Below are 19160 nucleotides of genomic sequence, written 5' to 3'. Positions count from 1 at the left end.
CGACGGCGACGGGCCGGCCCGAGAGCCGGTGCCGAGGAGAGTGGTCGAGGTGCGTGCGCTGCTGGTGTACGAGTCCATGTTCGGGTCCACGCACGAGATCGCCGACGCGGTGGTCGCCGGGCTGACCGAGGCGGGCGCCGAGGTCGAGCTGCACGAGGTGCGATCCGCACCCGCGGCCCGCGACGCCGACTTCGACCTGCTCGTGGTCGGGGCACCGACGCACGCCTTCTCGCTGAGCCGGCCGGCGACGCGCCAGGAGGCGGTGCGCCAGGGGGCGGGCGCCGAGCTCGTCGAGACCGGCCTGCGCGAGTGGATCGCCGCGCTGGGACCCCGCGAGGAGGCCCACGACCGGGCGGCCGCCGCCTTCGACACCCGGGTGACGAAGGTGCGCAACCTGCCGAAGGCGGCCTCGACCCGCGCCTCCCACCTGCTGCGCCGGAAGGGCTACCGCCTGGTGTCCCGCCCGACGCCGTTCCTCGTGGAGGACGTGCAGGGGCCCCTGGTGGCCGGCGAGACCGACCGCGCGCGGACCTGGGGGCGCGAGCTCGCCGACGCCGCCACCCGGTCCGGACCCGAGACCAGCGTCGCGAGCTAGGAGGCAGGCAGATGCGCAACGTGGTGATCCTGGGTGCCGGCACCGCCGGCACGATGCTCGCGAACCGGCTCCGTCGGAGCCTGGACCACGACGCGTGGCACGTGGTGGTCGTCGACCGCGACGACGACCACGTCTACCAGCCCGGTCTGCTCGAGGTCGTCTTCGGCCACCGCGAGCCGGGCCAGCTCGTCCGGCCCCGTGGGGCCCAGCTCGCCGACGGGGTCAACGTGATCACCGGCGAGATCGACCTCGTCGACACGGAGGGCCACCGGGTCCACCTCGCCGACGGACGGAGGCTGCCCTACGACCAGCTCGTGGTCGCGAGCGGCACCTCCCCGCGCCCCGAGGAGACCCCGGGGATGGCCGGGCGGCTCTGGGGCCGCACCGTGCACGAGTTCTACACGCTCGACGGGGCCCGCGCCCTCCGCGACGCGCTGGCGGACTTCCGCGCCGGCCGCCTGGTCGTGCACGTGACCGAGATGCCGATCAAGTGCCCGGTCGCGCCGCTGGAGTTCGCGCTGCTCGCCGAGGCCCGGATGCGCGAGCTGCACGTGCGCGACGACGTCGACATCACCTACGTGACCCCGCTGTCCGGCGCGTTCACCCGTCCGGTCGCCTCCGAGCGGCTCGGCCACCTGCTCGCGGAGCGCAGGATCGACGTCGAGCCCGACTTCGTGGTGGAGCGGGTCGACGAGGACGCCTCCGCGCTCGTGTCGTACGACGAGCGCACGGTGCCCTTCGACCTCCTGGTGACGGTCCCGCTCAACATGGGCGCCGACTTCGTGGCGCGCTCGGGGCTGGGCGACGACCTCAACTACGTGCCCGTCGACCCGCAGACCTTCCTGGCCCGCGGCCACGACGACATCTGGGCGATCGGGGACGCCAGCGACATCCCGGCCTCGAAGGCCGGCTCGGTCGCGCACTTCTCGGTGGACGTGTTCGTCCCGAACTTCGTCGACCACGTCGAGGGCCGGCCGATGAGCCACTCCTTCGACGGTCACGCGAACTGCTTCGTCGAGAGCGGGGACGGGAAGGCGCTGCTCATCGACTTCAACTACGACGTCGAGCCGCTCCCGGGCCGCTACCCCGTCCCGGTCGTGGGCCCGATGTCGCTGCTCGAGGAGAGCCGGGTCAACCACCTCGGCAAGCAGTCCTTCCCCTGGATCTACTGGAACGTCCTGCTCCCGGGTCGTCCCATCCCCCTGCCGTCCGCGATGTCGATGGCCGGCAAGCACGCATCGGAGGAGACACCATGACCACCACGCAGACCACGATGGTCATCGACGGGCGGACGGTCCACGTGGACGCCGAGGGGTTCCTCACCGACCCGGAGGAGTGGGACCTCCAGCTCGCGGAGTCCCTGGCGCAGCAGATCGGGCTGACCCTGGGCCCGGACCACCGCACCGTCCTCGCCTTCGCCCGCGCCGACTTCACCGAGCGCGGCGAGAGCCCGACCCTGCGCCGGGTCAGCACCGGCCTCGACGTACCGGTCAAGACGCTCTTCGAGCTCTTCCCCGGAAAGCCCGCCAAGAAGATCGCGTACGTCGCCGGGCTCCCCAAGCCCCGCGGCTGCGTGTGAAGGAGACGCCATGACCACCAACGGCACCGAGCCCCAGGCCACGCCCATCGTCCCGTCGTTCGACGACGGCCCGACCGGCCGCAAGCTCGCGATCATCTGCTCCAAGGGCAGCCTGGACATGACCTACCCGGGCCTGATCCTCGCGAACGCCGCCCTCGGCGAGGGCGTCGAGGTCGACCTGTTCTTCACGTTCTGGGGCTTCGACATCATCAACCCGAAGTACATGGCCGACCTGAAGTTCACGATGCTCGGCAACCCGGCGACGCACATGCCGCAGGGCCTCGGCGGCCTGCCCGGCATGACCGCGATGGCCACCCACCAGCTGCGCCGGTCGATCGCCGACCTGGACGTCCCGGACGTCCCGGAGTTCCTCGAGCAGATCGTCGGCTCCGGCGGCCACCTGTGGGCGTGCCGGATGTCCGCGGACATGCAGCACCTGACCGAGGCCGACCTCTACGAGGGGGTCGAGGGCATCATCAGCGCCTCGGACTTCATCGAGATGACCGCCGGCGCGCAGCTGCTCTTCATCTGAGCGCGGTTCGCTGCCGGAGAAACCTCAAGATATCCGCAAGAAGTGGCATCATGCGTCCCATGGCCAGCATGGGGACCGACTCGGGTCAGGAACGGCGGGCACTGGTCGTCGAGGACGACGAGGACATCCGCGCCCTGATCGAGTTCACCCTGCAGACCCAGGGTTTCACGGTCACCGCCGTCGACTCCGGCCTCGCCGGGGTCGAGGCGGTCCGCGAGACGCGCCCCGACCTGGTCACCCTCGACCTCGGCCTGCCCGGGATCGACGGCATCGAGGCGTGCCGGCGGATCCGGGAGATCAGCGACGCGTACGTCGTGATGATCACCGCCCGCGACGACGAGATCGACCGGCTGCTCGGCCTCGAGACCGGCGCCGACGACTTCATCGCGAAGCCGTTCAGCGCCCGCGAGCTCAAGGCCCGGGTCAACGCGATGTTCCGCCGGCCGCGGACGTCGGACGGCGCCCCGGTCCCGCCCGAGGCGGCCGCGCCCCCCGGTGACGACAACGAGGTGCTCGAGCACGGTCCGCTCCGCGTCGACGTGGACGGGCGCCGGGCGTTCCGCGACGGCGAGGAGCTCGAGCTCACCCGCACCGAGTTCGACCTCCTGACCGAGCTGATGCGCACCCCCACCCGGGTGTGGACCCGCGAGGCGCTGCTGCGGTCGGTCTGGGGCACCGAGTGGGCGTCCGACACCCACCTCGTGGAGGTGCACATCGGCAACCTGCGCCGCAAGCTCGGCGAGGTCCGCGGCGGGCCGCGGTTCATCCGCACCGTGCGCGGCGTCGGCTACCGCATGGAGCTCGTGGACTGAGCGGACGGGAGCGGCCTCAGGCGGCCAGGAAGTCGCCGAGGGCGGCGTCCGCGCGGTCCGCTGCGGACCCGAGCGACACGGCGGCGATCCGGGCGCGCGGGAGGTCGAGGCGGCGCAGGTGCGCCTCGAGGGTCCGTCCGAGCAGGCAGAGCTCGCCCGCGCCGATCAGGCACGCGGAGACCCGGAGGCTGAGGACGGCGTCCAGGGCCTCGTCGACGTCGCCCTCGCCGAGCGTCGTCGCGATCCGGCGGACGCGGTGCGGGAGGAGCGCGCGGAACTTGTCGACGAACACCGACGCGAAGGCGGCGTCACCGGCGTCGCCGGTCAGGCTGACGACCGCGTTCGGGTCGAACACGGCAGCACCCGGCTCATGGGTCTCGGACATCGGCCACCTCCCTCCACGTTCGAGGGTCCGTCACAGCCCTCAAGCCCACCGATGCGCAGCCTCAAGACCTCCGCAAGGTGTGGCTCAGGCCAGCACGACCTCGTGCCACCACCCCGCGACGACGGCCGGGTCGAGCTCGAGGGCGGCCGCCTGCACCGCCACCTCGGTGGTGACGAACCCCGGGACCACCGCGTCCCACCACGGTCCGCAGGGCTCGACCAGCTCGCGCTCCATGAACCCGAGCAGCCGCTCGTTGACGGCGTCGGCCGACCCGGGCGCGTGCACCAGGAAGGTGTTGGCGTGCGGCGGGTCCGGGTCCACGGTGAACCCGTCCCCCGCGAGGGCGCTCGCCAGGTCGCGTGCCCAGGCGACGTACTCCCCCATCCGCGGCAGCTGGTCGCGGAGCCCGACCAGCGCGCCGACGGCGTACGGCGTGAGCCGGAACAGCGTGCCGCCCATCCGCCGCCGCCACAGCCGCAGCTCGTCGGCGAGGTCGGCCGGGCCGGCCACCACCGCACCTGCCTGCCCGCCCAGCGCCTTGTAGAACGAGACGTAGACGGAGTCGGCCAGGTCCGCGATCTCGGCCAGCGGCCGGTCGTAGAACGGCTGGGACTCCCACAGCCGGGCTCCGTCGACGTGGAGCGGGACGCCCAGCTCGCGCGCCGCCCCGGACAGCTCGACGAGCTCGTCCCAGGTGGGGAGCCGGCAGCCGGCGTCGCGCAGCGGCAGCTCCACCAGGGCCGCACCCAGCCCGGCGGGGAGCCCGCGCAGGTCCGCGGCGGTGGCGGTGCGCCGTCCCACGGTCAGGTGCTCGAAGCGGAAGCCGTGCAGCAGGCGCGGTCCGTCGTCCTCGTGCACCAGCAGGTGCGACCGGTCCGGAAGGGCCACCCGCACCGAGCCGGTGCGGTCGCACCAGGTCCGCAGTGCCGCCTGCTGACCCATCACGCCGCTCGGGAACAGCACCGCGGCCGACTTCCCGAGCAGCTCGGCGACCTCGGACTCGAGGCGCTCGACCGGACCGCCACCGCCGTACATGTCCCAGGAGTCGATGCCCAGCTCGTCGCACGCGCGCGCGAGGTCGGCGAAGGCCTGGGCCGGGCTGGTCCGCGGGTTGCGGAGCGCCCGCGCGGTGCAGGCGTCGGAGGCGGCCCGGAGCCGCTCGTCGAGGCCCACGTCAGTTGAGGATGCGCATGGAGGAGGGCACGCCACCGCCGCGGTGCACGTCCTCGACCAGCTCCTGGAGCGCCGTCAGCGCGACGTTCTGCGACATCGGGCCGTAGGAGACCCGGGCCACGCCGAGCTCCTCCAGCCGGGCCAGCGACGGGACGCCGGGGATGCCGATCATCGTCAGCTTCTGCGGGCCCCAGGCCCCGACGATCTCGGCCACCTGCTGCTCGTCGAGCCGCGCCGGCACGAACACCACCGGTGCGCCGGCGTCGAGGTAGGCCCGGCCCCGCTCGATCGCCTCGGCGAGGTTGTCGGCCGGGTCGCGGTCGCGGCCGAGGTGGAAGGCGTCGGTGCGGGCGTTGAGCACGAAGTCCACGCCCTCCTGCTCGGCGACGGCCATGATCTTCTCGACGTTGCGTGCCGCCTCGGCGAGCGGGCGCATCTGGTCCTCGATGTTGGCACCGACCACGCCGATGCCGATGGCCCGGCGGACCGTCTCTGCCGGGTCGCCGTACCCGCCCTCGAGGTCCGCGGTCACCGGCAGGTCGGTGGCGGCCACGATCCGGCCGACGGCCTCGAGCATCAGGTCGAGCGGGATGTTCTCGCCGTCCTCGTAGCCGTACGACGCGGCGATCGAGTGGCTGGCGGTCGCCAGTGCGCGGGTGCCGTCGACGTCGCCGACGACCTTGGCGCTGATCGCGTCCCAGACGTTGACGACGGTCAGCAGCTCGGGCGCGCGGTGCAGGTCGAGGAGGGCGGTGGCCAGGTCGCGGGTGCGGTCATCGGTCATGGGGGCGAGCCTAGATGGCTAGAACCAGCCGTACGAGCGGAGCTGGCCCTCGCTGAGCCCCAGGGCGTGGCCGACCTCGTGCCCGAGCACCTTGAGCACGCGCGGCGGCACCTCCTCGCGGCTCCGGCAGACGGCCAGGATCGGCACCCGGAACAGGGTGATGACGTCGGGCAGGCTGCCCGGCACCCGCCCGCCGACCGCCGTGTGCGGGATCCCGCGGAACGTTCCGAGCAGCAGCTGGTCGGGCGCCGCCTGGCCCGGCTCGGGCACCTCGCGCACCACCACGGCGATCTCGCTCACCAACCGGGCCGCCTCGTCGGGCAGCTGGTCCAGGGCGTCGCGCACGAGGTCGTCGAACTCGTCGGGAGGGATCTCGTCGGGGTGCACGTCGCCCATCGTCCCCGTCAGGGGCGCAGCGGCCGGCCGAGCGCGTCCCGGCCACCGGAGGACAGCAGCACCACGCCGTCGATGACGGCCCAGAGCCAGACGGCGGGCGTGATGAGGAACCCGATCAGGAAGATGCTCGTGAAGACGCCGAACCAGAAGCCGAGCAGCTGCAGCAGCCCGAGGGCGATGTTCCCGGCGTAGAGCCGCCCGACCCCGCAGACGCCGACGAACGGCAGCAGCAGGGAGAGCAGGCCGGCCGTCACCTTCGACTTGTCCGACCACGGCATGCCGGACACCGGGTCGACCCCGTAGGGCGCGGTCGCCGCGGCCGGCGCGACCACCGGCAGGCGGGCGGTGTACGGCGTCGTGGGAGGCGGCGGGTAGCCCGGCCGGCTGGAGGGCTGCTGCGGCAGGTAGGCCGTGTAGGGCGACGGTGCCTGCGGGGGCGGGGCGTACGGCTGGGCGTAGGACGAGGGCGCGTACGGCGAGGGCGCCGGCGGGTCGGGCCTCGGCGCCCGGTACGGCGGCGGGGCCGGCGCGTCGACCGGGTGGTAGAGCGACACGTACGGCTGGGTCTCGCCCAGGTCGGGCGTCGCCTCGTCCCGGGGTTCCTCGGCCATGTCGTCAGCCTACGCGCGCGGGGCGCCGCTCACTCCCAGAAGACCCGCTCCACCACGGCCCGCGCGAGCCGGGTGTAGCGCAGCTGGTCGTTCACCATCGCGTCCGAGGACCCGGGCGGGTAGCCGAGGATCGCGGCGACGGCGGCGCGCTCGCGGATGTCGCGGGGCAGCTCGTCGCTCGACTTGCCGCGCACCAGCGTCGCGGCGTTGCGGACCCGGCTGACCCGGCGCCAGGCCTGCTGGAGGACGGCGGCGTCGTCCTCGTCGACGAGGCCGGCCTCGCGGGCCGCCGCCAGCGCCTCGAGCGTGCGGGAGGTGCGCAGGCCGGGCACGGTGCCGGCGTACCGCATCTGCAGCAGCTGCACGGTCCACTCGATGTCGGCGAGGCCGCCGCGGCCGAGCTTGAGGTGGGTGTGCGGGTCCGCGCCGCGCGGCAGCCGCTCGGTGTCGACCCGCGCCTTGATCCGGCGGACCTCGAAGACGTCGTCCTCGGAGATCCCGTCCGCGGGGTAGCGCAGCGGGTCGACCATCTCGGCGAACCGGCGCAGCAGGTCGGGGTCGCCGACGACCGGGTCGGCGCGCAGCAGGGCCTGCGCCTCCCACACCTTCGACCACTTCGCGTAGTAGGCGGCGTAGGAGTCGAGCGTGCGCACCAGCGCTCCCTGACGACCCTCGGGCCGCAGGTCGGCGTCGACGAGCAGGGCCGGGTCGGGCCCGGGCAGGGCGAGCAGCCGGCGCAGCTCGTTCGCGACCCCCTGGGCGTACGACGTCGCCGTCTGCGCGTCCGCACCCGGCTCGGGCTCGTGCACGAAGAGCACGTCGGCGTCGCTGCCGTAGGACAGCTCGAAGCCGCCGTACCGGCCCATCGCGACGACCGCCATCCGCGCCGGTGCCGTGTCCAGCCCGCGCTGCGCGCGGACCGCCCTGCCGGCGACCTCGAGGGTCGCCTCGAGGGTGGCGTCGGTGAGCCGGGACAGCCCGGCCCCGACGTCGGCGACGTCGGTCAGCCCGAGCAGGTCACCGGCCGCGATCCGCAGCAGCTCGCGGCGCCGTACGCCGCGCACGGCGAGGACGGCCGACTCGGGCTCCTCGTGGCGCCGGGCGGTGGCGAGCATCTCCTCCGTGAGCACCTCGGCCGAGAGCGGCCGGAGGTCGCCGCCGAGCATCCGCACCCCCTGGGGCTCGCGCTCGAGGAGGTCGGTGGCGTAGCGGGAGGTGGCCAGCAACCGGGCCAGCCGCTCGGCGACCTGGCCCTCGTCGCGCAGCGTCGAGAGGTACCACGGGGTCGACCCGAGCGACTCGCTGATCCGGCGGAAGCCGAACAGGCCGGCGTCCGGGTCGGGAGCGTCGGCGAACCAGCCCAGCAGCACCGGCAGCAGCGTGCGCTGGATCTGCGCCGCGCGCGAGACCCCCGACGTCAGCGCCTCGAGGTGGCGCAGCGCCCCGGTGGGGTCGAGGTAGCCCAGCGCCGCCAGCCGCTCCTCGGCCGCCTCGGGCGAGAGCCGCGCCTCCTCCCCCGGGATCCGCGCGACGGCGGTGAGCAGCGGGCGGTAGAAGAGCTTCTCGTGCAGCCGGCGGACCTCGCGGCGGTGGTGCTGCCAGGTCGTGTCGAGGAGGCCGACCGGGTCCTTGAGGTAGCCCATGCTGCGACCTGTCCGGCGCAGCGCCGACTCGTCCGCGGGGACGACGTGGGTCCGGCGCAGCCGGTGCAGCTGGATCCGGTGCTCGAGCGTGCGGAGGAACGCGTAGGCCTCGTGCAGCGCGTCGCCGTCCTCACGCCCGACGTACCCGCCGCGGGTCAGCTCGGCGAGCGCGCTCAGCGTCGTGGCCGGGCGGATCCGCTCGTCGGCGCGGCCGTGCACCAGCTGGAGGAGCTGGACCGCGAACTCGACGTCGCGCAGGCCGCCCTCCCCGAGCTTCAGCTGGCGCTCGGCCTCCTTGGCGGGGATGTGCTCGACGACGCGCCGTCGCATCGCCTGGGTGTCCTCGACGAACCCGTCGCGCTCGGCGGCGGACCACACCATCGGCCGCGTCATCTCGACGAACTCCGACGCCAGCGCCAGGTCGCCGGCGACCGCCCGGGCCTTGAGCAGGGCCTGGAACTCCCAGGTCTTGGCCCAGCGCTCGTAGTAGCCGCGGTGGCTGGCGATCGTCCGGACCAGCGGCCCGGCCTTGCCCTCGGGCCGGAGCGCGGCGTCCACCGGCCAGATCGTCCCCTCGCCGGTGTGGTCGGAGCAGACCCGCATCAGGTGGCTGGCCAGCTGCGTCGCGACCCGGAGCGCGGCGTCCTCCCCGGCACCCTCGGCGGGGGCGTGCACGAAGATCACGTCGACGTCGGAGACGTAGTTGAGCTCGTGGCCGCCGCACTTGCCCATCGCGACCACCCCGAGCCGGGCGAGCCGGGCGTCGGGACCGACGCGGGCGCGGGCGACCGCGAGCGCCGCGTCGAGGGTCCCGGCGGCGAGGTCGGAGAGCTCCGCTGCCGCGTCGTCGACCCCGAGGTGGTGCGAGAGGTCGCGCGCGGCCAGGCGCAGCAGGACCCGGCGGTACTCGACCCGCAGCGCGTCGACCGCCTCGGCGTCGGCCTTCGTCGCGACCGGGCTCGGGTCCCGGGGATCGGCGCCCACGGCGAGCAGCAGGCCCTCACGGACGGCCCAGGCGGCCGGGCGGGTGGCCCCGAGGCGGGAGTCGGCGAGCTCGCGCCAGTGCTCGGGGTGGCGGACCAGGTGGTCCGAGAGCGCCTCACTCGCCCCGAGCACGCACAGCAGCCGCATCGCGGTGCCCTCGTCGCCCGCGACCGCGTCCAGCAGCTGCCCGGGGTCCGGGACGACGTCGGCCAGGCGCACCAGGCCGGCCAGGGCCTCGTCCGGGTCGGCGGTCCGGCCCATCAGCGCGAGCAGCGGACCCGACGGGTCGCCGAGGCGGTCGAGCGCGACCAGCGCGGCGTCCGCGTCCTGGAAGCCCAGGCGCAACAGGTTGCCCTTGCTGGTCGCCGACCGGCTCATCGCGCGGCGCGTTCCCGGTGCTCGGCCGCCAGGGCCGCGAACCCGGTGGCCAGCGGTCGCCAGGCGTCGTCGAGCTCGGCGCGCGCGGCGTCGATGTCGCGCAGCAGCGCGTCGGTGTCGATGCCCCGGGTCTCGTGGGAGCCGCGGTCGGAGTCCGCCCAGGGCTCCAGCACCGGTACGTCGACCTCGGGGTGCAGCTGCAGGCCCCACATCAGCGGTGCGAACCGGGCGACCTGGACCTCCCGGCGGTGGGTCTCGGCGAGCAGGGTGGCCCCCTCGGGCAGCTGGGTGACGACGTCGTCGTTCCACTGCACGCCGCGGCGCGGCCACGAGAGCGACTCGAACAGCCGGTCGGTCCGGGCGGCGTCGGTCCAGCCGACGCCGAGCAGCCCGACCTGCTGGCCGTAGGGGTCGCGCTCGACGGTGCCGCCGAGCGCCACCGCGGCCAGCTGGTGGCCCAGGCAGATGCCGAGCGTGGGCAGGTGGACGGCCCGCGCCTCGCGGAAGAGCTCCTTGACCGGGCCCAGCCACGGCGCGCGGTCCTCGTCGTAGGCGCCCATCGGGCCGCCCAGCACCACGAAGCCGTCGTACGCCGCGAGCGGCGGCAGCTCGTCGCCGGCGTACGGGCGCCGCACGTCGAGGTCGCATCCCGCCTCGGTCAGCCAGGTGCCGAGCCGGGCGGGCGGGCACTCGCGGTCGTGCTCGACCACGAGCAGCGCGGGGCTGCTCACGAGGCGTCCCGCTCGGGGGCCACGGTCACCACCAGCAGCCCGATCCCGGCCACCACCGTGAGCAGCCCGATCCAGATCGGCATCAGCGGGACCGACAGGACGACCATCGCGACGCCGGTCGCGATGCTGAGCCGGCGGGCCGTCCCCTCCCGGGCCCGGGTCGCGCGGAGCGTCAGCCCGCCGAGGACGCCGAGGACCACGGCGATGCCGACGACGATCAGGCCGTAGACCCGGTACTCGCCCAGGGCCAGCGCGGCCCCGATGACCGCGAGCACGACGGCGAACGCCAGGGTGACCGCCAGCAGCCGGCCGATCCCGCGGGCGCGCTCGTCGGAGATCGCCTCCGCCATCACACGACCGGCAGCATGCGGTCGCGCTCGAAGACCGAGACCTGGCCCCGGTACTCCTCCCACTCGGCCCGCTTGTTGCGCAGGAAGAAGTCGAAGACCTGCTCGCCCAGGGTGTCGGCCAGGAGCTCGGAGTGCTCGGCCACCGCGATCGCCTCCGACAGGCTCTTGGGCAGCGGCTCGATGCCGAGGCTCTTGCGCTCGCGCTCGGTCAGCGCCCACACGTCGTCCTCGGCCTCGCGCGGGAGGTCGTAGTCCTCCTCGATGCCCTTCATGCCGGCGGCGAGGACGGTCGCGAAGGCGAGGTAGGGGTTGCACGCAGCGTCGACCGTCCGGAGCTCGACCCGGGTCGACTGCCCCTTGTTCGGCTTGTACATCGGGACGCGGATCATCGCCGAGCGGTTGTTGTGGCCCCAGCAGATGTAGGACGGCGCCTCGCCGCCGAACATCAGCCGCTTGTAGCTGTTGACCCACTGGTTGGTGACCACGCTGATCTCGCTGGCGTGCCGCAGGACGCCGGCGATGAACTGCCGGCCGGTCTTCGACAGCTGGTACTCCGCACCCGCCTCGAAGAACGCGTTGCGGTCCCCCTCGAACAGCGACACGTGCGTGTGCATCCCGGAGCCCGGGTGCGTGGTGAACGGCTTGGGCATGAAGGTCGCCCAGATGCCCTGGCTCAGGGCGACCTCGCGGATCACCGTGCGGAACGTCATCACGTTGTCGGCTGTCGTGAGCGCGTCTGCGTACCGCAGGTCGATCTCCTGCTGGCCCGGCCCGCCCTCGTGGTGGCTGAACTCGACCGAGATCCCCATCGCCTCGAGCATCGTGATCGCCTCGCGGCGGAAGTCGGCGCCCATCGACTGCGCGGTGTGGTCGAAGTAGCCGCTGCGGTCCACCGGGACCGGCTCCACGCCCGGCTCGGGCTGGTTCTTGAAGAGGTAGAACTCGATCTCGGGGTGCGTGTAGAACGTGAACCCCTTGTCGGCCGCGCGCGACAGGGTGCGCTTGAGGACGTAGCGGGGGTCGGCGTACGACGCGGAGCCGTCCGGCATCAGGATGTCGCAGAACATCCGCGCGGTGGACGGGCCCTCCCCGCGCCACGGGAGGATCTGGAACGTCGCCGGGTCCGGCATCGCGAGCATGTCGGCCTCGTAGACCCGGGCGAAGCCCTCGATCGCGGAGCCGTCGAACCCGATGCCCTCGGAGAAGGCCCCCTCGAGCTCGGCCGGGGCGACCGCCACGGACTTCAGCGAGCCCAGGACGTCGGTGAACCAGAGCCGGACGAACCTGACGTCACGCTCCTCGAGTGCCCGGAGCACGAAGTCTTCCTGCTTGCCCATGGGCAGAGCCTATCCACGACCGGCGCGGGCGAGGCGCCGCGGTCAGCCGGTCGGGACGTTCTCCTCGAGCTCGGCCAGCCAGGCGGCCGGAGAGGCGTCCGACGGCATCCGCCAGTCGCCGCGCGGCGACATCGTCCCGCCGTGGCTGACCTTGGGGCCGTTGGGCAGCGCCGACCGCTTGAACTGGCTGGCGAAGAACCGGGTCACGAACACCTGCAACCAGTGCCGGATCGTCGGCAGGTCGAACTCCACCCGCCGGTCCTCGGGGAAGTTCGGCGGCCACTCCCCCGCCTCGCGGTCGTGCCAGCCGTGCCACGCGAGGAAGGCGATCTTGCTCGGCGGGTAGCCGTAGCGCAGCACGTGGAAGAGGGTGAAGTCCTGCAGCGCGTAGGGCCCCACCGACTCCTCGGTCGACTGGGGCAGCTGGTCCTCGCGGGTGGGGATCAGCTCGGGGCTGATCTCCTGCGCCACGACCTCGGCGAGCACGTCGTTCGTCTCGTCCTCGAACTGACCGGACGCGATCACCCACCGGATCAGGTGCTGGATGAGCGTCTTGGGTACGCCGGCGTTGACGTTGTAGTGCGACATCTGGTCGCCCACGCCGTAGGTGCACCAGCCCAGGGCGAGCTCGGAGAGGTCACCGGTGCCGAGGACGATGCCGCCGCGGTGGTTGGCGAGCCGGAAGAGGTAGTCGGTGCGCAGCCCGGCCTGGACGTTCTCGAAGGTGACGTCGTAGACCTCCTCGCCCTGCGCGTAGGGGTGGTCGAGGTCGGCGAGCATCTGCCGGGCCGCGCCGGTGATGTCGATCTCCTGCATGGTGATGCCGAGCGACTCCGCGAGCCGCCAGGCGTAGCCCTTGGTCCGCTCACCGGTGGCGAAGCCGGGCAGCGTGAAGCCGTGGATGTCGGTCCGCGGCCGGCCGAGCCGGTCCATCGCCTTGGCGGCGACGATCAGCGCGTGCGTGGAGTCGAGGCCGCCGCTGATCCCGATGACGACCTTGGGGCCGGGCCGGCCGGGTCCGGTCATCGACACCAGGCGCTGCTCGAGCCCGGAGACCTGGATGTTGTAGGCCTCGTAGCAGTCCTGGGCGAGACGGTCGGCGTCGTCGGGGACGAACGGGAAGCGGTCGACCTTGCGGCGCAGGCCGATGTCGGCCGTCGGCGGCGCGAGCTCGAAGGTGACGGTGCGGAACCGGTCCCCGGAGGACTCGGTGGTCGAGGTGCGAGCGAAGCGAGCCTCGACACCGCGCCGGTTGTCGTCGAAGGTGCCGGTGCGCAGCCGCTCGAGGCGGGTCCGGTCGAGGTCGAGGTCGGCGATCGCCGCCCGCGGGCCGTCCGGGAACCGCTCGCTCTCGGCGAGCAGCTGGCCGTGCTCGTAGACCATCGTCTGCCCGTCCCAGGACAGGTCGGTGCTCGACTCGCCCTGCCCGGCAGCGGCGTACACGTAGGCGGCCAGGCACCGGCTGGAGGCGCTGCGGGCCAGCAGGTGCCGGTCGTCGGCGCGGCCGACGGTGATCGGGCTGCCGGAGATGTTCGCCAGCACCGTCGCCCCGGCGAGGGCGGCCTCCGCGCTCGGCGGCACCGGCACCCACATGTCCTCGCAGATCTCGACGTGCAGCACCAGCCCGCGGACGTCCTCGGCCTCGAAGAGCAGGTCGGGCCCGATCGGGACCTCCTGGCCAGCGAGCACGGTCGTGCCGCGCACGTCGTCGCCCGGCGCGAACCAGCGGCGCTCGTAGAACTCGCGGTAGGTCGGCAGGTAGGACTTCGGCGCGACACCGAGGACCCGCCCGCGGTGCACGACGACCGCGCAGTTCAGCACCCGGTTGCCGTGCGCCAGGGGCGCCCCGACGACGAGCACCGGCAGCAGGTCCACCGACGCCGCGACGATCTCCGCGACCGCGTCGGTCACCGCGTCGAGCAGCGGGTCCTGGAGGAACAGGTCGTCGACGGCGTACCCGCTCAGGCAGAGCTCGGGGAAGATCGCGACCGCGACGCCCTCCTCGGAGCACGCGCGGGCCTGCTCGAGGACGGCGCGGGCGTTCGTCGCCGGGTCGGCGACCCGGACCGGGACCGTGCAGGCCGCGACCCGGGCGAACCCGTGGGCGTAGGCGGAGTAGAAGTCCACGGTCCGCATGCTCCCACGCAGCGGCTCCTCAGGCCCGGGCCACCACCGTCCACGCGGTCGCCTCGACCGTGAACGGCGCCTCGGGCAGCAGCTCGGCGCACCGCCGTCGCAACGCCTCCCGGGCGTCGTCCTCGAGCCTCGCGACGTGGTCACCGGCCGGGCCGACGCCGAGGGTGTAGGGCTCCCACCACTGCTCGAAGGACGTGTAGGGCACGGCGACGGTCACGGTCCCCTCGGTCACGTCGCGCAGACCGGCGCCGCGGGCGAGCGTCCCGAGGTCGCCCTCGCCGGTCCCCGGCAGGGTCGCCTCGTCGGCGGCACCGGGGTCGAGGTCCTTCGCCGCCTGCCAGAAGGTCGAGAGCGGCCCGGTGGCGGTCGCGTGGTTCCAGACGGTCGCAGCGACGACCCTGCCGACCCGCCCCATCTCCGCCAGCCCGGTGACCGGGTCCGACATGAAGTGCACGACCAGGTTCGCCAGCGCCACGTCGAACGACCCCTCGTCGAACGGCAGCTGCTCGGCCGTCCCCTGCCGCACGTCGGCACCCGGGCAGCGCTCGCGGGCGGCGGCCACGAACGGCGGCGACGGGTCGAGGGCCACCACCCGGTCGGCCCCGAGCCGGTCGACGAGGCGCTCGGTGAGCACGCCGGGCCCGCAGCCGACGTCCAGGGCGCGCATCCCGCGGCGGACCTCGACGAGGTCGACGAGCCGGTCGGCGAGCGGCTCCGAGTAGCGGCCCATGAACCGTCCGTACGCGTCCGCTGCGACGTCGAAGGCCATCCGCCGACCGTACGCCGATGAATCCGGGGCGGGTAGGGGGTCAACAGGGCATGCCCGAGATCAGCACCTGCCTGTGGTTCGACGACAACCTGATGGAGGCCGTGGAGTTCTACACGAGCGTCTTCCCCGACTCCGCGATCACGGCGGTCTCCCACTACGACGACGGCCGCGTGCTCGCGGCCCGGTGGACGCTGGACGGCCGGCCGTTCCGTGGCATCAACGGCGGTCCGGTGCACGCCGGCTTCACCGAGACCGTCTCGATCAGCGTGGACTGCGCCGACCAGGGCGAGGTCGACTACTACTGGGACACGCTCGTGGCCGGCGGCCGGCCCGACCAGTGCGCGTGGCTCCAGGACAAGTTCGGGCTGTCATGGCAGATCGTGCCGGTGCGGCTCTACGAGCTGCTCTCCGACCCCGACCCCGCCCGGGCGCAGGCAGCCATGGCGGCCATGATGGGGATGCAGAAGATCGTCGTCGCCGACCTCGAGGCCGCCGCCGACGCAGCCGGGTGACCGCGGCTCAGCTGGCGGGCGGGGCCCAGTAGCGCACCTCGAGCGTCACCTCGGCGACGTCGTAGGACGTGTCGGGGTCGTGGACCAGGACCCACCCGGTCGGCTCCGGCTCCCGCTCGGGGTCCCACTCGTAGGCGTGCGGACCGCCCCAGGGCGTCGTCGTGGTGGTGTCCCCGGTCGCCGTGCGGGTCGCCACCACGTCGAGGCCGTCGGCCACGTAGACCAGCGCGGTCTGGTCGGACCCGGGCGTCGTCGGGCCGCCGGCGACTGTGAAGCGCCACGTCACGTCGGGGTCGGCGTCGACCGGGAGGTCGAACCGTGGGATGAAGAACGCCCAGTCGCAGGCCGGTCCGGTGGCGACGGTCAGACCGTGGACGAAGCGGGCGCTGGGCGACGTCCCGCACCTCGGGAACAGCGCGACGTCGGCCGCGGGCGACGTCGCCGACCAGGTCTCCTGGACGAGGTGGTCGTCGGAGACCCGCAGCGTGCGACGGATCTCGCGGCGGTTGCCGAACCGGTCGTGGACCGAGAACGTGGCGTCGTACTCCCCCGCGGGCTGCCCGGCACCGTCCCACGACCACCAGTGCCGGAACGCGGTGTCCGTGACGACCGCGCCGGCCCGGTCGCGGACCGTCACCTCCGTCGCGTTGCCCTCCTTGGTGCTGCGCACGTAGATCCGGTCCTGCTTGCCCGGTGTCTGCGGGTAGACCGTCGTCCGGGTCGTGTAGACGCGGACCCGGGCGAGCGACTGGCCCCGGTCGATCTCGGCGAACGTGGTGTCCCGCCCCGTGCGCCCGTCGCGCGTCCGCGCCTGGACGACGAGCCGGTAGGAACCGTTCGGCGCACCATGGCCGTCCCAGCGCCAGACGCTCGGGCCGGGACCGCGGGTGCCGAGGTCCACGGTGCCCACGTCCGGGATCCGCACGGTCACCTGGGCGCGCTCGGCGAGCCGGAAGCGCACCGGCAGCGAGTCCTTGTGACCGTCGCCGTTCGGCGAGAACGCGGCGCTGTGCGGGGTGTCGACCTCGACCAGCGGGTCGGCAGCGCGAGCGGTCGCAACCCCCAGGACCGGCACGCAGGCGAGGGTGGCGACGGGGACCAGGACCCGAGCCAGCACCCTTCCAACCTAGCCCGTGCCCCACCGTGACCAGCGACACAGCGGTCATCCGGCACCAGCGGGGCTAGCCTGACGAACGGTCCGTGGACTCCGTCGGGGAGCTGCGAGATGACAGTCAGGGAGACGCCATGAGCGAGGAGACCGCGCCGTACGGCACCGGTCCGGCGGCCGCCGACCCGGGATCGGCCGCGATCAGGAGGATCCGCACGCACCACCTGCGCGAGATGAAGCAGCGCGGCGAGAAGTTCGCGATGCTCACCGCCTACGAGCAGTACGCCGCGCAGACCTTCGACGAGGCCGGCATCGAGGTCCTCCTCGTCGGCGACAGCGCGTCGAACAACGTCTTCGCGAACGAGACGTCGTTGCCGGTCACCGTCGACGAGCTGATCCCCCTGGCGCGGGCGGTGAGCCGCTCGGTGCGCCGGGCGCTGGTGGTGGCGGACCTGCCGTTCGGGTCCTACCAGGCCTCGCCGGAGCAGGCCTACCTCACCGCCGTGCGGTTCATGAAGGAGGCGAACGCGCACGCGGTCAAGCTCGAGGGCGGGGTCGAGATGGTGCCCCAGGTCCGCAAGCTGACCGAGGGCGGCATCCCGGTGATGGCGCACATCGGGTTCACCCCCCAGTCCGAGCACAACCTCGGCGGCTACCGCGTCCAGGGCCGCGGCGACGCCGCCAAGCAGGTGGTCGAGGAGGCCATCGCCATGGAGGAGGCCGGCGCCTTCGCGGTGGTGATGGAGATGGTGCCCGGTGAGGTCGCGACCGAGGTCACCGCCTCGGTGTCGATCCCGACCATCGGCATCGGCGCCGGCGTCGGCTGCGACGGCCAGGTGCTGGTGTGGCAGGACGCCTTCGGGCTGCGCACCGGCCGGATGCCGCGCTTCGTGCGGCAGTACGCCGACCTCCACGGGGTGCTGCTCCAGGCCGCCCGCGACTACGCCGCCGACGTCAAGGCCGGCACCTTCCCCGCCGAGGAGCACACCTTCTGAGCACCGCTCGGCGCCGGTGGTCAGCGCCGGTGGTCTGTTTCCGTTCAATTGCGCGGTCCGGTCCCGGTTACTTGCGGGTAAGGCGGGCCGCACCCAGCAATTGCTCGGGAATCTGACCACCGCGGAGGGGATCGATCAACGAGAGTCGTGACACACCCGATCCCGGTCTGGCGGTTCAGGCCACGCTTCGGCGACCGGGGAAGTGACGGAACCACTCCGGGTCGTAGGTGCGCGGGACGGGCACACCTCGCGATCTGAGCGCACGGGCAACTCGGTCCAGGGTGTGCAGCGGGTCGGCATACACACCGCTCGCCACCACCGTGACCACGCGCCAGCGCTCGTCGTCAGCCCGGTCCCGGCGGGTCGTGACGTCCTTCTCCCACTCGTCGACGATCTCGGCGTGCTGGCGTCCCTCGTAGGACACGGCAACGCGAGCGCTGCGATACCCGAGGTCGAACTGGAGGAGCACGTCGCCGTTCTCGTCCCTGATCGTGACGTTGACCTCCGGCTCGGGGAAGCCGGCGAGCACGAGGAGCATGCGCGTCCGCGTCTCCATCGGGGAGTCGACCCCGTCCCGCACGAACCTGGCGGCGTACCGCGCCGCCGGCGACCAGTAGTCCCTGGACTTGTCGAGCTCCGCTCTCAGCCAGTCCGCCGTGATGTCCAACCTGCGGCACATGCTGTCACCGGCAACGACGACCTCGACCAGGGGCAGCACGGCCGCCAGCTCGACGAACATGCGCACGACCCCGGACACGCGGAGCCCGTCGACGAGGACGACCTCCGTGTGTGGTGGCGCGACGTGTGGCTTGAGGCCAGGGGACCAACGTCGGTCCTTGGCTTCGATCACGCTCACGTGCACGTGCGGGTCGACGGGTACGGCGATGCGTCGCACCCTGGCAGCACTGGTGTGGCTGAGCCAGGCGCCCTCGGGGTGAAGCAGCAGCGCGGCCACGAACCGGTGCATCCACTGGACCCGCACCGCCGAGGAGATGTAGATCTTGCGGTACAGCCGCGTGTACTTCGGCCCCTTGAGAGCACGCTCGGAGATCCCGGCCGCCACCGCGTCCGAGCGGGTGAAGGGTGTGTGGTCGTCGAACATCGCGGCGAGGGTGACACGCGCCGTACCCTCCGCGCTGTCGTCATCCACAGAGCGTGGCGACACGAGCTGGCTCGGCCGGGGGAATGACTTCGCGCAATTGCGCCGTCCGGCCCCGAGTACCTGTCGGTAACCGGGACCTTTCCCAGCAATTGAACGAAACCGACCGACCAGCGCCGCCGCCACGCATGACACCTGTCACGGGCGAGTCGTGACGGCGGGCCCAGGCGGTCGCGGCGGCGCGAGGAGAG

20 protein-coding genes are annotated in these 19160 nt (G+C 73.1%); 7 read left to right on the top strand and 13 right to left on the bottom strand.

The window, feature by feature from the left end:
• The first annotated feature begins 49 nt into the window (after positions 1 to 49).
• The 5 genes from ACILQ5_RS19080 to ACILQ5_RS19060 are packed head-to-tail and all read left to right on the top strand — an operon-like array spanning position 50 to position 3518.
• Positions 50 to 595, top strand: coding sequence for a flavodoxin/nitric oxide synthase (locus tag ACILQ5_RS19080; RefSeq protein WP_395659610.1), 546 nt, complete (start codon positions 50 to 52; stop codon positions 593 to 595).
• Positions 596 to 606: 11 nt separating this feature from the next.
• On the top strand, positions 607 to 1851 hold the full coding sequence (locus ACILQ5_RS19075) for an NAD(P)/FAD-dependent oxidoreductase (protein ID WP_395659609.1): 1245 nt from the start codon (positions 607 to 609) through the stop codon (positions 1849 to 1851).
• Complete coding sequence (locus ACILQ5_RS19070; RefSeq protein ID WP_395659608.1) at positions 1848 to 2174, top strand: TusE/DsrC/DsvC family sulfur relay protein; 327 nt, start codon at positions 1848 to 1850, stop codon at positions 2172 to 2174. The genes ACILQ5_RS19075 and ACILQ5_RS19070 overlap by 4 nt, the downstream gene beginning before the upstream one ends.
• Positions 2175 to 2184: 10 nt before the next feature.
• Positions 2185 to 2706 carry a DsrE/DsrF/DrsH-like family protein gene (locus ACILQ5_RS19065; RefSeq protein WP_395659607.1) on the top strand — a complete coding sequence of 174 codons (522 nt, stop codon included), beginning with the start codon at positions 2185 to 2187 and terminating at the stop codon, positions 2704 to 2706.
• A gap of 59 nt (positions 2707 to 2765) precedes the next feature.
• Positions 2766 to 3518 carry a response regulator transcription factor gene (locus ACILQ5_RS19060; protein WP_395659606.1) on the top strand — a complete coding sequence of 251 codons (753 nt, stop codon included), beginning with the start codon at positions 2766 to 2768 and terminating at the stop codon, positions 3516 to 3518.
• Between the two features lie 16 nt (positions 3519 to 3534).
• Here ACILQ5_RS19060 and ACILQ5_RS19055 read toward each other — a convergent pair whose 3' ends face one another.
• From ACILQ5_RS19055 to ACILQ5_RS19005, 11 genes are all read right to left on the bottom strand, one after another.
• A complete protein-coding gene (locus ACILQ5_RS19055; RefSeq protein ID WP_395659605.1) occupies positions 3535 to 3903 on the bottom strand; it encodes a hypothetical protein in 369 nt (122 codons plus the stop codon).
• Between the two features lie 84 nt (positions 3904 to 3987).
• Positions 3988 to 5076 (bottom strand): threonine aldolase family protein, encoded by a 1089-nt coding sequence (locus ACILQ5_RS19050; protein ID WP_395659604.1) that lies wholly within the window; start codon positions 5074 to 5076, stop codon positions 3988 to 3990.
• Position 5077: 1 nt separating this feature from the next.
• The gene (locus ACILQ5_RS19045; protein WP_395659603.1) at positions 5078 to 5860 is read right to left on the bottom strand and encodes an isocitrate lyase/phosphoenolpyruvate mutase family protein; all 783 of its coding nucleotides are present in this window, start codon (positions 5858 to 5860) and stop codon (positions 5078 to 5080) included.
• 18 nt (positions 5861 to 5878) lie between these two features.
• Positions 5879 to 6247 (bottom strand): metallopeptidase family protein, encoded by a 369-nt coding sequence (locus ACILQ5_RS19040; RefSeq protein WP_395659602.1) that lies wholly within the window; start codon positions 6245 to 6247, stop codon positions 5879 to 5881.
• Between the two features lie 17 nt (positions 6248 to 6264).
• Entirely contained in the window at positions 6265 to 6867 is a 603-nt protein-coding gene (locus tag ACILQ5_RS19035) for a TM2 domain-containing protein (protein WP_395659601.1), read from the bottom strand.
• A gap of 29 nt (positions 6868 to 6896) precedes the next feature.
• Positions 6897 to 9872, bottom strand: coding sequence for a bifunctional [glutamine synthetase] adenylyltransferase/[glutamine synthetase]-adenylyl-L-tyrosine phosphorylase (locus ACILQ5_RS19030; RefSeq protein WP_395659600.1), 2976 nt, complete (start codon positions 9870 to 9872; stop codon positions 6897 to 6899).
• Complete coding sequence (locus tag ACILQ5_RS19025; protein ID WP_395659599.1) at positions 9869 to 10603, bottom strand: type 1 glutamine amidotransferase; 735 nt, start codon at positions 10601 to 10603, stop codon at positions 9869 to 9871. The genes ACILQ5_RS19030 and ACILQ5_RS19025 overlap by 4 nt, the downstream gene beginning before the upstream one ends.
• Complete coding sequence (locus ACILQ5_RS19020) at positions 10600 to 10953, bottom strand: hypothetical protein (protein WP_395659598.1); 354 nt, start codon at positions 10951 to 10953, stop codon at positions 10600 to 10602. The genes ACILQ5_RS19025 and ACILQ5_RS19020 overlap by 4 nt, the downstream gene beginning before the upstream one ends.
• Positions 10953 to 12290: a glutamine synthetase family protein gene (locus ACILQ5_RS19015; protein ID WP_395659597.1), complete on the bottom strand. Its 1338-nt coding sequence runs from the start codon at positions 12288 to 12290 to the stop codon at positions 10953 to 10955. The genes ACILQ5_RS19020 and ACILQ5_RS19015 overlap by 1 nt, the downstream gene beginning before the upstream one ends.
• A gap of 42 nt (positions 12291 to 12332) precedes the next feature.
• Entirely contained in the window at positions 12333 to 14426 is a 2094-nt protein-coding gene (locus ACILQ5_RS19010; RefSeq protein ID WP_395659596.1) for an NAD(+) synthase, read from the bottom strand.
• Positions 14427 to 14445: 19 nt separating this feature from the next.
• A complete protein-coding gene (locus ACILQ5_RS19005; RefSeq protein WP_395659595.1) occupies positions 14446 to 15195 on the bottom strand; it encodes a class I SAM-dependent methyltransferase in 750 nt (249 codons plus the stop codon).
• 50 nt (positions 15196 to 15245) lie between these two features.
• Here ACILQ5_RS19005 and ACILQ5_RS19000 point away from each other — a divergent pair, with 50 nt between their 5' ends.
• Positions 15246 to 15707 (top strand): VOC family protein, encoded by a 462-nt coding sequence (locus tag ACILQ5_RS19000; protein ID WP_395659594.1) that lies wholly within the window; start codon positions 15246 to 15248, stop codon positions 15705 to 15707.
• 7 nt (positions 15708 to 15714) lie between these two features.
• Here ACILQ5_RS19000 and ACILQ5_RS18995 read toward each other — a convergent pair whose 3' ends face one another.
• Entirely contained in the window at positions 15715 to 16824 is a 1110-nt protein-coding gene (locus ACILQ5_RS18995) for a hypothetical protein (protein ID WP_395659593.1), read from the bottom strand.
• A 128-nt stretch (positions 16825 to 16952) separates the two neighbouring features.
• Between ACILQ5_RS18995 and panB the strand changes: the two genes are divergently transcribed.
• Positions 16953 to 17810, top strand: coding sequence for a 3-methyl-2-oxobutanoate hydroxymethyltransferase (panB, locus tag ACILQ5_RS18990; protein ID WP_395659592.1), 858 nt, complete (start codon positions 16953 to 16955; stop codon positions 17808 to 17810).
• A 175-nt stretch (positions 17811 to 17985) separates the two neighbouring features.
• Here the strand turns inward: panB and ACILQ5_RS18985 are convergent, their stop codons facing one another.
• Positions 17986 to 19095 (bottom strand): hypothetical protein, encoded by a 1110-nt coding sequence (locus tag ACILQ5_RS18985; RefSeq protein ID WP_395659591.1) that lies wholly within the window; start codon positions 19093 to 19095, stop codon positions 17986 to 17988.
• Positions 19096 to 19160: the final 65 nt, after the last annotated feature.

This window comes from Nocardioides sp. (genome assembly GCF_044226305.1).
Taxonomy (GTDB): domain Bacteria; phylum Actinomycetota; class Actinomycetes; order Propionibacteriales; family Nocardioidaceae; genus Nocardioides.
This window is presented reverse-complemented; position numbering and strand designations above follow the sequence as displayed.